The following is a 12,771-nucleotide window of genomic DNA, read 5'->3' as shown; positions in this document are numbered from 1 at the left end:
GTGCCAGGACAGCGGACGGTCATCGCGGGGCGGTACGAGCTGACCGCGCCCATCAGCCGAGGTGGGATGGGGCAGGTCTGGCACGGATACGACACCGTTCTCGACCGCGACATCGCGGTCAAGCTGATCAGACCGGAAATCGTCGAGTCCGCGGACCGCGCCGGGTTCATCAGCCGGTTCCGCCGGGAGGCGCGGGTCACCGCGAAGATCGAACACCCCGGCGTGCCCACCGTCTATGACGCGGCGTTCGACGAGACGTCCGACATGCTCTACATCGCGATGCAGCTCGTGCACGGAGTGTCCCTCTCCGACCTCCGGCACGAGCATGACGGACCGCTCCCCCTCGACTGGATCGTGTGCATCGCCGCGCAGATCTGCGCCGTGTTGTMGCACGCGCACGCCATCCCGGTCATCCACCGCGATCTCAAACCGCAGAACGTGATGGTCGACCGCGCGGGAACCGTCAAGGTGCTCGACTTCGGCATCGCCGCCGTGCTCGGTACCGACGTCGCCCAGCTCACCACCACCGGGCAGGTACTCGGCACCAAGCCGTACATGTCCCCCGAACAGATCAAGAGCACGCCGGTCAGCCCCCGCAGCGACCTCTACTCGCTGGGCTGCGTGCTGCACGAGCTGCTGGCCGGGCAGCGGGTGTTCCGCGCGACAGACGAGCTGTCCCTGATCTACCAGCACCTCCACACCTCGCCGACGCCCGTGCGCGAGCTGCGCCCGGACGTGCCGGCCAGCCTGGAGGCGCTCATCCTCGATCTGCTGGAGAAGGAGGCCGTCGACCGGCCGGCGAACGCCTGGGAAGTGCATGACCGGCTCGTGCCGTTCCTGCCCGCCGCCGCACCGGGCGCACCTGACTACTCCAGAGCGCCGGCCGCGCTGCCCGACCCGACGCGCCCATACCGCCATCCGGGAGCACCGCTCCCCCGGCCACGGCCTCCCGCCGGTTCCGGTGTCGCCGACGCTTCCACCACGATCCTCCGCGACGAGGAGCTGGACGCCGCCCACAGCCAGGCCGTGGAGCTACTCGAAGAGGAACGGTTCTCGCAGGCCGCCGATCTTCTCGCCGGCGTCCTCACCGCGGCCGCCGGCAGCCGCCCGCCGACGGACCCGCGGCTGCTGGACCTGCGCCTCACCCTCGCCGCCGCCCGGTTCTACGGCGGCGACTTCCGCCAGGCCCTCCCCGAGCTGGACCATCTCGCGGAAATCCTCGCAGACGTGCGGGGCCCGCAGGACGAGGAGGCGATCAACTGCCGTCGACAGGCCGCCTTCTGCCATGCCGAGCTCGGCGACTTCGACCACGCCCTGCGCGACGTCCTGCGGCTCACCGAACCGATCGTCGGCAGGTACGGGCCCGACTCCGAGCCCGCGTTGGCAGTGCGCCTGGAGATCGCCCGGTTCCAGGCGGCAGCCGGTCACGCCACCGACGCCCAGGTGACCCTGCGCGGCCTCCACGCGGACGCCGGTCGCCTCCTCGGTCGCCAACACCCCGTCACCCAGCAGGCCGCCGGCCTGCTCGCCCGCCTCCGCCCGCAGCCCGACATCTGATCATCGGACTCCTGGAGTGGCGCAGGAAGTCTCCCACCTCAGATCAGGTGGGGTGGGGTGCGGGGAGTAGTCGTGGCACGAGGCGGACGTAGGCGACCATGCCGAGGACTTCGACGAGGGTCTGGGTGACCACGACGACCGGTACGACGGCGAACTCGTCGGGCAGGGCGAGGGCGAGCGGGAGGACGACGAGGGAGTTACGGGTGGCACCGGTGAACAGCACCGCCCGTCCCGAGGGGACGTCGAGGCGGAACAGACGGGCCAGTGCCTTCCCGGTGAACGCCATGACGGAGAGGAACGCCAGGTAGAACGGGACGACGGCGGCGACGTCGCCGAGCCTGCCGTCGAGTTTCGGGATCTGGGAGGCGACGACGGCGATGAGCACGGCGGCCATCAGCGGGACCATCGCCGCGCTGGCCGTCTCCGACACGTGCTGCCCGGCTGGTCTGCGGGCTGCCCAGCCCTGGGTGACCCAGGCCAGGGCCAGCGGGACGACGATCAGGATGAGGAACGCCCGGAGGAAGGGTCCGGCGTCGACGATGTCGGCCAGGTCCGAGCCGAGGAAGGCGAACAGCAGGACGGGGAGGACCAGCATCTGCGCGAGCAGGAGCAGCGGGGTCGCGGCGAGCAGACGCCGGCTGCTGCCTCCGGCAAGGCCGGTGAACACGATGACCCAGTCGATGCAGGGGCAGAGCAGAACCAGCAGCACCCCGAGGCGGACGGCCTRATCGTCCGGCAGGAACGGAAACATCGCGGCGACCACAAGCGGCACGACTGCGAAGTTCACGACCAGCGCGGCGGCGAGGAACCGGCCGTCGCGCAGGGAGCGGACCAGTTCGGCGACGGGGACCTGGAGGAACGTCACGTAGAGAAGCGCCCCGAGCAGCGGGTTGATCGCGTGTTCCAGACCCGGGCCGAGGCCGGGTGCCGTAAGGCCGAGCACGGCACCGGCGGTCATGGCAGTGAGATAGACCGCGACCTGATGGTGTTCCATCCGGGCGACCAGGCCGACCGGTTTCTGCGTCAGCTTGACCTCCTCCCCGGCCTGAAGACCGGGGATTCCCACACCTCGCGGTGCGGGTTCCTGCTTCGTCAACGGATGCCTCCTCGCTTCAGGAGCGAGGCGGTCTCACTCCATCTCCACAGGCAGCCACCGCGAGCCCCGCGGCCAGAATGTTGACCGCCGCGTTCACGTCCCGGTCGTGGACCGTGCCGCAGCCACGACAGGCCCACTCCCGGACGTTGAGCGGCAGTTCCTTCACGATCGACCCACACACCGAACAGGTTTTGGACGACGGATAGAACCGATCGATCGCAACGACGGTGCGACCGTACCAGCCGGCCTTGTACTCCAACATCCGCCGCAGCTCCGACCACGAAGCGTCGGATATCGCCCGCGCAAGCGAATGATTCCTGACCATGTTGCGGACGGACAGATCCTCGATGACCACCGTCTGGTTCTCGCGGATGATCCTCGTGGACAGCTGGTGGAGATGATCCCGACGCCGGTCGGCGATCCGACCGTGCACCCGGGCGGCCCTCGCTCGGGCCTTCGCCCGGTTCGCCGACCCCCGCACCTTCCGGGACAGGTCCCGCTGCGCACGGGCCAGCCGGGCCCGATCCCGACGCTCGTGCTTCGGGTTGGCCACCTTCTCCCCAGCCGACAGGGTGACCAGCGAGGTGACCCCCGCGTCGATCCCCACCCGCCCAGGCGACACGGGAAGAGCGGTGATCGTCTCTTCGACCAGGATCGAGACGTGATACTGGCCGCGGGCGTTCCGCGACACCGTGACCCGCGAGGGCTCCGCCCCGTCGGGCAGCGGACGCGACCAGACGATCGCCAGCGGCGCGTCCTGCTTCGCCAGCGTGATCCGACCGTCCCGAAAACTGAAACAGTTCCGGAAGTAGGTCGCCGAGTCGAGAGCCCTGCCCTTCTTCTTGAACGTCGGGTAGCCGGCGCGTTTCTGCCAGAAGTTCACATACGCGGTCTGGAGATTCCGCAGCGTGGCCTGAAGTKGGCCTTTCGACGGCTCGGCGAGCCACGCCGTCTCCGGGTCGCGCTTCCACCCCGTGAGCATCCTGTCGGTCTCGGCGTGAGTGACCCGCCGCTGCTCCTGGAACCAGGCCCGGTGCCGTTCGGCGAGCGCCCGGTTGTACACGTAGCGGACACAGCCGAAGGTTCGCGCGAGCTGGGCGGCCTGATCGGGGGTCGGGTCGAAACGGTAACGGTACGCCCGCTTCACCACCTTCGACCCCACAGATGCCAGCGTAGCGGGCACGCCCGTCACACTGTCGTCGACGCACTAACCCCGACCTGAAGGACAGAGCCTGCGCGCTACACATCTCGGTCACCGGCGCCCCGCCGTCTCCCCTCGGGGTCGTGCGGTTCAGCTGACCGAAAGTCGAACCTGGACTGACAGGTCGCGCGGGTCGTCACCTGGGCGGTGCCGTCACCAGGTCCGGGCGAGCACGTTGGTCAGGTAGCCGGTCATGCGGTCGAGCTTCGGCTTGTCGTCGGGGTTCGTCGCCGTGAGCTTGCCCTGCGCCCACTCGGCAGCCCAGGTGGGAACGTTGTGGGCGACGATCACATACGTCCAGTTGTGGCCCCACCGGTCGGAGTCGTACCGCTCACGCATCGCCTTGGCGGTCGAATCGAGGGCCCAGTACGGATCGAGCGCCCGGTCCTTCGTCACGTCCGGCAGCAGTCCCCGCGGAACGGTGTACCTGGTTGCGTACCGGTCGGCGATCGGCATGAACAGCGCGTACGAGGTCTCCTTGTGGACCAGGCCCGGCGGGTTCCGCTCGGTGGCGGCGAGGTACATGTCCCGGTTGATGACCGGCTGTCGGTGTTGCTGGAAGGCGATCACCGCGGCCCTCGTCCGCTCGGTGAACCGGCCGTCAGTCGGGATCGGCGTGCCCGGGCCGTTGTGCCAGTTCAGCGCCCGCTGGATCGCTTTCACCGCGGCCCGCACGGCCGCGATGTCGTCCTGGCTGCTGCCCTCGGGAGCTCGCTCGCCGGCACCGATCCCGTAGTAGGGGCCGAAACCGGTTCCAGCAGCACGGAAGCGGCGATCGCCGATCTGATCCGCGAGCCACACGCAGCCCACGGAAGCACTCGACGCGCAGGTCATCGCACGCCGCCGGCCCCGCCGCGGTGCCGCCGTCCGGGCGAGGCGAGGCGTGCGGAACACGGAAGGCCTGCCGCGCGATTGTGCCAGTCATGGTGACTCTTGGACCGATCGGTATCGCGGCTTCCGGGCTCGCGGCGGACCATCCCGACGCCCAGATCGATCTCGCGCGGAAAGCGGAGGCCGCGGGCTACTCGACCGTCTGGCTGGCCGGTGGCCAGGGAAACAACCTGCCTGCCATCGACCGGGTCGTGCGTGCGACGGAGCACATCCAGGTGGCCAGCGGCATCCTTTCAGTGGACGTCGTACCGGCCCGCGAGGTGGCGCAAAGCTACACGGACCTCGAGAAGTCCGCACCGGGCAGGTTCGTCGTCGGCCTCGGCGGCGCGCATGGCCCCAGGCCCCTGCGAACGCTCAACTCCTACCTGGACGACCTCGACACCGAAGCCCCTGTCGTACCCGCGGCCTCGCGCGTGCTCGCCGCACTCGGCCCGGCGGTCCTCGCCCTAGCCCGGGACCGCGCGGCAGGCGCCTATCCGTACCTGGTGACCCCTGAATATGTCGAGGGGGCGCGGGCGACGCTCGGCCCGGGCGCGGCACTGGCTGTGCTGCTGACGGTCGTGCCCGAGAGCGATCCGGCCACCGCACGGGCCGCGGCCACCGAAGGGCTGCGGTTCCTGCGCACGGTGCCGGGTTACCACCGCAACTTCCTCCGCATGGGATTCACCGACTCCGAGATCGCCGACCTCGACGCCAGATTCGTCGACGCGGTGACCGCCTGGGGGGATCTCGACACGATCGTCACCCGCATCCGTGAGTACCACACCGCCGGCGCCGACCAGGTCGTCCTGCGTCTCAGCGGCGAAGCCGAGTTCTTCGACCGCTGGCTCCACCGGTTCGCCGAGGCGTTGCTGCCCTGACCGACGGGCGGGCCGGCGAGTGGGCTCGCCCGTTCTGGGAGCATGGGTGGTGGCGGGCCCGTGCGAGGGTCAGGCGACGGCTGTCAGGCGGTGCGGCCCCGCCATCGCGTAGGCCCGCCATGTGCGTAGGCCCCGTCGTCGCGTCGGGGCCGGCGTCGCGTCGGGGCCGCGCCTGGCACCGCCACCGGCTGAAGGACGGAGCGAGGGCGATGACGTCGACCGGCGACGAGATCCGACCGACCATCCCTGACCTGTTGGGGCGCTGCGCTCGGGAGTTCGGCTCCGCCGACTACATCGTCTCCCTCACCGACCGGCTGACCTACGCCGAGGCGGAGGAGCAGTCCGCCCGGGTGGCCCGGTGGCTGTTGCACGAGGGCGTCGGTAAGGGCACCCGCGTGGGCCTGTTCTTCCCCAGCGGCGTCGAGTGGGCCGTCTGGTGGCTGGCCGTGAGCCGGATCGGGGCCGTGGCCGTTCCGCTCAGCACCCTGTACCCGCCGGCGGAGATCGCCAAGGTCGTGCGGCTGGCCGATGTGCAGCTCCTGGTGGCACCGACGACCGTGCTGCGGATCGACGTCGCGCAGCGGTTCGAGACGGCGTTCCCCGAGCTGGCCGGGCAGCCGGCCGGGCAGCTCGAGCTGGCGGGCGCGCCGTACCTGCGGCGGATCGTGCTGACCGGGCGGACGGACCGGGGCTGGGCCACCCGATGGGATCCGCGGGACCCGCCGCTGGTGCGGGCCGAGCTGCTCGCCGCGGTGCAGGCCGAGGTCACCCCGGCCGACCTGGCGATCATGGTTCACACCTCCGGTTCCACCGCCGACCCGAAGGGCGTGCTGCACACCCACGGCACGCTGGTGCGCCAGACCTCCACCTGGCCGGCGGCGATCCGCGGGCTCACCGGCGTCGACCACGGGCCACGCATCCTGTGCGCCATGCCGTTCTTCTGGATCGGCGGGATCCTGGCCGCGACCGGAGCTCTGCACGCACCCGTCGCGGTCCTGGTGCTGGCGCGACTGGAAGCCGGGCCGGCCCTCGACCTCGCCGAACGGGAACGGGCGAACGGCGTCGTCGGATGGCCCGCGTTCACCCAGCAGCTGCGGCTGCACCCGTCCTTCCCCAGCCGGGACCTGCGCAGCGCCCCCGCGCTGCGGGAGGGGCCGGTGGACCTCGCGATGGCGGGCGTCCCGGACGGCCATCCGATCCACCGCAGCCTGACCGAGTCCGGCGGCAGCTTCGCGTTCACCGAGACCGCGATCGTCGACGCCGCCGGCGAGCGCGTCCCGGACGGGACCGTCGGTGAGCTGCTCATCCGTGGCATCGGCTCGATGGCCGGCTACAACAAGCGCGAGCGCGCGGAGGTCTTCGACGCGGACGGCTGGTACCACACCAGCGACCGCGTCTACCGCAGGACGGGCGACCCGCGGCTGTTCTACGTCGGCCGGGACAGCGAGCTCGTCAAGGTCGCCGGTTCGAACGTGGCACCGCGCGAGGTCGAGGCCGTCATCGAGGAGTTCCCCGAGGTCGCGCACTGTGTCGTGACCGGTGTCGAGCATCCGACCCGCGGCGAGGAGGTGTGCGCGGTCATCGTTCCGGCCGGCACGACCGGCACGGACGTCGACGTGGACGGTCTGACCTCACGCACCCGCACGCTCCTGTCGAGCTACAAGGTTCCGACCCGGTGGATCGTCGCCGCGGACGACGAGGTGCCGGCCCTGCCGAGCGGCAAGCCGGACCGCCGGGGCCTGCGCACACTGATCGAGGACGGCCGACTGAAGTAGGCGCGCGCTGCGGGGCCGGCTGAGCTCGTCCGCCCCGAGATGTGGATCTGCCGGGCCACGGCGACTCGGCGTGGCGTGACGACTTGCGCCAGCCCCTCCACCGGGCGCACGGCTCGCCCCTCCACCGGGCGCACGGCTCGCCCCTCCACCGGGCGCACGGCTCGACGTCGACTTCCGCGGCCTGTGGGCAGCGCTGGAGACGTCGACCGTGCCGGTTCTTCTGGTTCACGGCACGCACGGCTTTCTCACACCGGAGACGATCGGCGAGTTCCGCGCCGGCGTGCCGCGGGCCGAGATCGTCGGGATCGAGGCGGGCCACAACGTCCAGGAGCAGCAGCCGGCCGCGCTCGCCGCCGCGACCAGCCGCTTCCTGCCCGGCCCGACGGACGGGACCGCATAGCGCCGCCCGCAGATCGGCCCACAGTGTGTGACCAACGACAAGATCAGACGGGGCGACACACTGTCAGATCCAGCCTGGCCTCAGGCTTTTCGAACAGCTCGATCTCGAATCTGGCCTGTCGGAGACGGTCGTGGAGCTCGTCGACCGGAGGAGTCCATCGAGCCAGTCGCTCGCGATCCGAATCTTGATAGATGCCGAGTAGGCGCCGTTGATCTCGAGCAAACTGCGACCACGTTCCGAGTAGCAGAACACCATCGTCCGCGAGTATCTCCCGCATACGCTGGATTATGCTCTGCAGATTGTCGTTTCGCGAGAGCTTCCGATCCCAGCCGAAATGAGACAGAGTGCCCAGCATACAGGTGACAAGATCGAAGTCTCCTCTCGGTAGCCGGTCCGAGGAGAAATCAACGTGTTCAATCCTGATCCGTTCATCACCCGGGAAACGTCGTTCAAGACTGGCCTGAGCGAAACGGACGCAGTCAGGGTCGTCGTCGATGCCGATGAGTTCTCCGCTGGGAACCGTGGCATCCCTGAAGAGGGCGATGTACCTGCCCGTGCAAGTGCCGACATCGAGATGACTCCGCAGGTTTCCCCAGCGCCCGATGGACTCAATCGCGGCTACTGCTCGACGAGCTTCAAGTGTCTTCAGTCGCTCGTCCTCGCCATCGAGGTCGAACTCGTACGCCGTCAACCAGTTACCCGTGTAGTCGATCCTTGTATCGGCACTCCTGATGGAGTTCTGCATGAGTTGGAGGAAACTATCCACTGGTTGTGCTTCCTGCCATAGGTCATCGAAGTAGGTTTCAGCCGCGGCTAGGTACGACGCAAACTCACGCGTCGTCGCACAATGACTTTTCACGCCGCGAATACTTCCCATACTACCACCCTGGAAAGAGTCCACTCGGAACTCGTCGTAAATTGCCAGCTCGTTGTCGTAGGGGTCATCAATTAACCCCGGTGGGAGAGCGCGATGCAGGCTCCACGCATCGAATACCACCCGGACTTCAAAACCTGCGGCGATCATCGCCCTTATGTTGCGCTTGACGTGCTCAAAACGGTTGGCCGACTCGCGCAGTTCCCGTCCTCGCGCCAGTTCACGGAGATGAATGCGGTCCGCCCGGAAGGCCTGGACCACGGCTTCGACATCCTGGTCAAGAATGAACAGCCGGCGCRCCTCGCCGCCGTTGCGACCGAGTCGCACCATCATCTGAGCATTCGCAGTGAGAACACTCGGCTGCGGCCGGCTCCAAAATCCGCTGGAAAGGAACGTCGTTGTCCAGAACCGGCGCTTCACCAGAGCGAGTGCTTCCGCATAGCTGGACAACGCGCTGTCCGGGGAGTCAAAGTAAACTGGTTCGTCATAAACGTCAGTAATACTTGCAACCGACTCACCGAGTGAGCTGACAAGCTTGTCCAGCCGATTCTGCTCGCGTTCAATGGTCTTCGAGTAGCCGAACAGCGCTCCGACCGAGTCATTTGGAATTGACGTGCTAAGTTTGTTCCTGCGCAGAGATTCCCATCGCTCCTTGATCCGGCGGGCACATCCTTCCAGCGTCACGCCGAGCTTTATATCGTTACTGCCGTCAAACTGCTCGACCGTCAGACCGACCAGATCCGTCGGCAGTGTCACTCCCTCCTCCAGAAGTACGCAGACCCGATCCCGACCCAGCCCAGCAACAAAGAACCCGTACTCCAGGATCACGTTGTCGCGACTTGAAATGAAGTCTCGTTCGCCTCGGGCGACTTCGTCGTCCGCACCGAAGATAAGTATTGCGGCATCCACGGTTCTGAGTTCTTTCTGCAGGACATCGAGGATGTAGGCCCCCGGCGGAAATACATTCCGCCAGAGGTGTAGCTCGAACCGGTCGACCAGCTCGGCTGCCAGCGTGTTTACGATTCCCCTGTTGACGGACTTCCCTGAACTACCAATGAAGATCGTTGGGCGCCATCCAGGAACATCTGAGCTGGAACCGGCCACAGTCAGCACCTCCGAAGGCCTGCTTGCTCACAGTTGGCGCGACAATATCGTGGCCGATGGCCTCAATATCCCGAAACCTGTCGGAATCGCATCAGTAAACACATTGGTGACTACAGGTAATCGGACGACCCCTATTCCGTTTCCGTTGCGGCCCCCTCAGGGAACCACGCCCGACGCAACAACCGAACATCTGGGTAGAATCTGCACCAAAGGGGCAGCTGGCTTCACGGGCCGAGGCAGGCGACGACCCGGGGTCGCGCGTCAGGGACGGACGTAGGGAGCCGTGGATGCAGGTCACCGTGCCACGGACGGTCACTGGGATCCACCGCGCATCCTTCTTGCCCAGCGGCCGTCGCCCGCCCGATCCTCCGGCCCAATCCTGCAGATGAGAGTGCTTGCGAAACAAGGGCCGGAGGATCTGATCGCGGCCGGCGTTTATCATCTGGGTGGGCACTGAAAATCCTCCCGAAGAAGATCGGGTATCATTTTGGGTTGCTGCACCTGCATCGCCGAGACCAGCTTGCAGCCGAATGAACCTCGACCCCTTAGGCCCGCCAGCGAGAGTTACACCCCAGCAGAATCAGAGAACAGGACGCGCGCGAGATGGCAGCCAAAAAAGAACCACCACTCAAGCCGAAGATCACTTTTGGCAAGTTCGAGAACATTGACATGCGCGTAGCGCGAGTGATCTCGGCTCCACTGGCCGAGGGCACAAGGTTTCCGTGCCGTGTCATCGAACTGGATCTGGGGAGTCTCGGAATCCGTCACTCGGTAGGTCAGTATGCGCTGCTGTCAGAGGATGAACTGGTCGGCAGAAATGTCATCGTGTGTGCGAATCTCGGTTCACGAGAGATAGGTCCGTACACCTCAGACGCCCTGATACTTGGGGTTCCCCATCCGGATGGCCCGGAAGATCAGGCGCAAGCTGCTCCACTTTTTGCCCACGAGAAGGCCACACCAGGCGATCAGGTCTACTGACACGGCGTCGACCTTCGCCCGCTCGGCGGTGCGCGCCAGTTCGATCACGTGGCGGATGTTCACGCCCGCGTCGGCACTGTGGTCGGGTGCCGCCAGGCGGCGAGGAACTCCCCCGGAGGCTTGAGGAACGCGTTCAGATGGAGCTGGCGCGGGCGCGGGCGCGGGCGCGGGCGCGGGCCTTCCGGCGACGAGGCGGTCATCGCGCGGCCGGCTCGCTCTCGGCAACGGCCCGCCCGGCCGGATCGAGGGCCGCGGGAGGCCCAGGTGCCCGCGCAGGGTGGTCTCCTCGTACTCGGCGCGGAACAGGCCACGACGGCGTAGCTCGGGCACGACGTGGTCGACGAAGTCCTCGGCCGAGCCGGGCAGATAGGGGAAGCTGACGTTTCTTTGACTGCGAAGAGGCGTCGCCATCCGGTGGAAAGCAGCGCCGACCCCGACCGGAACACAATGCCGCATACCTGTCGCCTTTGATCCTTCCCCATGTTCCCGGCGAGGTACCCGCCGAGCACCGCGGGCCCCTTCCGACGATGCCCGGGGAGCACACAGGCCGCGGCCGGTTGCGTCGCAGTAAGGTGAGGCACCATGAAGGTCGAAGTCTGGTCCGACATCGTCTGCCCGTGGTGCTACATCGGCAAGCGACGGCTGGAGAAGGCACTCACCCGGTACGAGCGCGCCGACGAGGTCGAGGTCATCTGGCGCAGCTTCCAGCTCGACCCGACGCAGCCACGCGGGGAGAACATCCCGACCTCCGAGATGCTCGCGCGTAAGTACGGCGTCACCCCGCCCGAGGCCAAGGCCATGAACGACCGCGTCAGCGCACTGGCCGCCGAGGAAGGCCTGACCTACCACCTCGACCGGGCCGTCACCGCCAACACCTTCGACGCGCACCGCCTCATCCACTTCGCCGCCGCGCACAACCTCGCCGGCGCGACGCAGGAACGGTTGATGCGCGCCACCCTGACCGACGGCGCGGCCGTCGACGACACGGACACGCTCGTCCGACTCGCCACCGAAGCCGGCCTGCCGGCAGACAGAACCCGCGAAGTCCTCGACGGCGACGCGCACGCCGACGACGTCCATGACGACATCCGCCAGGCCCGCGCGCTCGGCATCAGCGGCGTGCCGTTCTACGCCGTCGACCGCACCTACGGCATCTCCGGCGCCCAGCCGGTGGAGACCATCCTGGACACCCTGCGCCGAGCATCGTCCCCGGTCGCGTCCTGACCTGGTGGTGGGAGCCAGCATCCGAACTGGTGCGTCGCCGAACTGTTTGCTGTGGGCCGTCGGCCGGGCCGCACCGGCCTGCTCCCTCAGCGAGACGCGGTCCGGGCTTCGGCGAGCGTCCTTCGGCTGAGCTGATCTGCCGCCCGGGTCGTCTCCGGCAGCCGGTACCTGGGGCACAGCTCCAGTACCCACCGGCAGGCGGAGTCAAGGTTGGTGCGGTGCCCGACCGAGACGTACACCTCGCGGACACCGTCGCGGGTCCGCAGCGCGGCTCCCACCGGCTCGCCGTCGAGAGTGATCGCCGTCCGTTCCCCCCGACGCGGCCCAGGCGGCGAATGCTCGCCGACAAACTGGGTCTTCGCCACGCCGATCGTCGGCAGGTCCAGGGTGACACCGAGATGACAGGCCAGCCCGAACCCTCGGGGGTGTGCGATGCCATGCCCGTCGCACACCAGCAGATCTGGCGGCGCGGCCAACTGCGGGAGAACGGTTTCCCACGCTTCGAGTAGCGGCGGCAGTTCCCGAAACGACAGCAGGCCCGGGATGTAGGAAAACGCCGCCCGACCTACCACCGTGGCTGATGCGATCACCTCCCAGCCCGGCGCGGCGAGAACGACGACCGCGCCCGCGACCAGATCGGAGTCGGTGTCGTACGCGACGTCAAAGCCAGCCGCCGTCGTGATCAGGTCGGGGCCGGGCACGTCAGCCTGGACGAGCCGACGCAGCTCAGCCTGCAGCACCTCCGCGTCCTCCACCTGCCTCACCGCAACCCCTCGCGCTGCCGAACGTCAACTCCCGCGATCGAACCGGA

The 12,771-nt window shown here is 67.9% G+C and carries 11 protein-coding genes; 5 read left to right on the top strand and 6 right to left on the bottom strand.

What is annotated here, in order from left to right; translation table 11 throughout:
• On the top strand, positions 1–1,557 hold the full coding sequence (locus tag BBK14_RS12420; RefSeq protein WP_071062122.1) for a serine/threonine-protein kinase: 1,557 nt from the start codon (positions 1–3) through the stop codon (positions 1,555–1,557).
• Positions 1,558–1,600: 43 nt separating this feature from the next.
• Here BBK14_RS12420 and BBK14_RS12415 read toward each other — a convergent pair whose 3' ends face one another.
• From BBK14_RS12415 to BBK14_RS12405, 3 genes are all read right to left on the bottom strand, one after another.
• Positions 1,601–2,653 carry an arsenic resistance protein gene (locus tag BBK14_RS12415; RefSeq protein WP_241831427.1) on the bottom strand — a complete coding sequence of 351 codons (1,053 nt, stop codon included), beginning with the start codon at positions 2,651–2,653 and terminating at the stop codon, positions 1,601–1,603.
• A 16-nt stretch (positions 2,654–2,669) separates the two neighbouring features.
• A complete protein-coding gene (locus BBK14_RS12410; protein ID WP_071062186.1) occupies positions 2,670–3,803 on the bottom strand; it encodes an RNA-guided endonuclease InsQ/TnpB family protein in 1,134 nt (377 codons plus the stop codon).
• Positions 3,804–4,007: 204 nt separating this feature from the next.
• Positions 4,008–4,688 carry a peptidoglycan-binding domain-containing protein gene (locus BBK14_RS12405; protein ID WP_420849148.1) on the bottom strand — a complete coding sequence of 227 codons (681 nt, stop codon included), beginning with the start codon at positions 4,686–4,688 and terminating at the stop codon, positions 4,008–4,010.
• A gap of 89 nt (positions 4,689–4,777) precedes the next feature.
• Here BBK14_RS12405 and BBK14_RS12400 point away from each other — a divergent pair, with 89 nt between their 5' ends.
• From BBK14_RS12400 to BBK14_RS12390, 3 genes are all read left to right on the top strand, one after another.
• The gene (locus BBK14_RS12400) at positions 4,778–5,605 is read left to right on the top strand and encodes a TIGR03620 family F420-dependent LLM class oxidoreductase (protein WP_071062116.1); all 828 of its coding nucleotides are present in this window, start codon (positions 4,778–4,780) and stop codon (positions 5,603–5,605) included.
• Positions 5,606–5,814: 209 nt separating this feature from the next.
• Entirely contained in the window at positions 5,815–7,380 is a 1,566-nt protein-coding gene (locus BBK14_RS12395; RefSeq protein WP_071062114.1) for a class I adenylate-forming enzyme family protein, read from the top strand.
• Between the two features lie 208 nt (positions 7,381–7,588).
• Positions 7,589–7,780, top strand: coding sequence for an alpha/beta fold hydrolase (locus BBK14_RS12390; protein WP_071062112.1), 192 nt, complete (start codon positions 7,589–7,591; stop codon positions 7,778–7,780).
• A 43-nt stretch (positions 7,781–7,823) separates the two neighbouring features.
• Here the strand turns inward: BBK14_RS12390 and BBK14_RS12385 are convergent, their stop codons facing one another.
• Both BBK14_RS12385 and BBK14_RS42795 read right to left on the bottom strand, forming a co-directional pair.
• Positions 7,824–9,758, bottom strand: a complete 1,935-nt coding sequence (locus BBK14_RS12385; RefSeq protein ID WP_198541246.1) for a TIR domain-containing protein — start codon at positions 9,756–9,758, stop codon at positions 7,824–7,826.
• 867 nt (positions 9,759–10,625) lie between these two features.
• A complete protein-coding gene (locus BBK14_RS42795; protein WP_476739392.1) occupies positions 10,626–11,147 on the bottom strand; it encodes a hypothetical protein in 522 nt (173 codons plus the stop codon).
• Positions 11,148–11,318: 171 nt separating this feature from the next.
• Here BBK14_RS42795 and BBK14_RS12380 point away from each other — a divergent pair, with 171 nt between their 5' ends.
• Entirely contained in the window at positions 11,319–11,960 is a 642-nt protein-coding gene (locus BBK14_RS12380; RefSeq protein ID WP_071062108.1) for a DsbA family oxidoreductase, read from the top strand.
• Positions 11,961–12,046: 86 nt separating this feature from the next.
• Here BBK14_RS12380 and BBK14_RS12375 read toward each other — a convergent pair whose 3' ends face one another.
• The gene (locus BBK14_RS12375; RefSeq protein WP_071062106.1) at positions 12,047–12,724 is read right to left on the bottom strand and encodes an endonuclease V; all 678 of its coding nucleotides are present in this window, start codon (positions 12,722–12,724) and stop codon (positions 12,047–12,049) included.
• Positions 12,725–12,771: the final 47 nt, after the last annotated feature.

Source organism: Parafrankia soli (genome assembly GCF_001854695.1).
GTDB lineage: Bacteria > Actinomycetota > Actinomycetes > Frankiales > Frankiaceae > Parafrankia > Parafrankia soli.
Note: the sequence above shows the minus strand (reverse complement) of the source record. Positions and strands in the feature narration are given on the sequence as shown.

Bases quoted from the DNA above. Each gene is read 5' to 3' on its own strand.
- BBK14_RS12405 (WP_420849148.1), bottom strand. From the start codon at position 4,688: ATGACCTGCGCGTCGAGTGCTTCCGTGGGCTGCGTGTGGCTCGCGGAT.
- BBK14_RS12400 (WP_071062116.1), top strand. From the start codon at position 4,778: ATGGTGACTCTTGGACCGATCGGTATCGCGGCTTCCGGGCTCGCGGCG.
- BBK14_RS12395 (WP_071062114.1), top strand. From the start codon at position 5,815: ATGACGTCGACCGGCGACGAGATCCGACCGACCATCCCTGACCTGTTG.
- BBK14_RS42795 (WP_476739392.1), bottom strand. From the start codon at position 11,147: ATGGCGACGCCTCTTCGCAGTCAAAGAAACGTCAGCTTCCCCTATCTG.
- BBK14_RS12380 (WP_071062108.1), top strand. From the start codon at position 11,319: ATGAAGGTCGAAGTCTGGTCCGACATCGTCTGCCCGTGGTGCTACATC.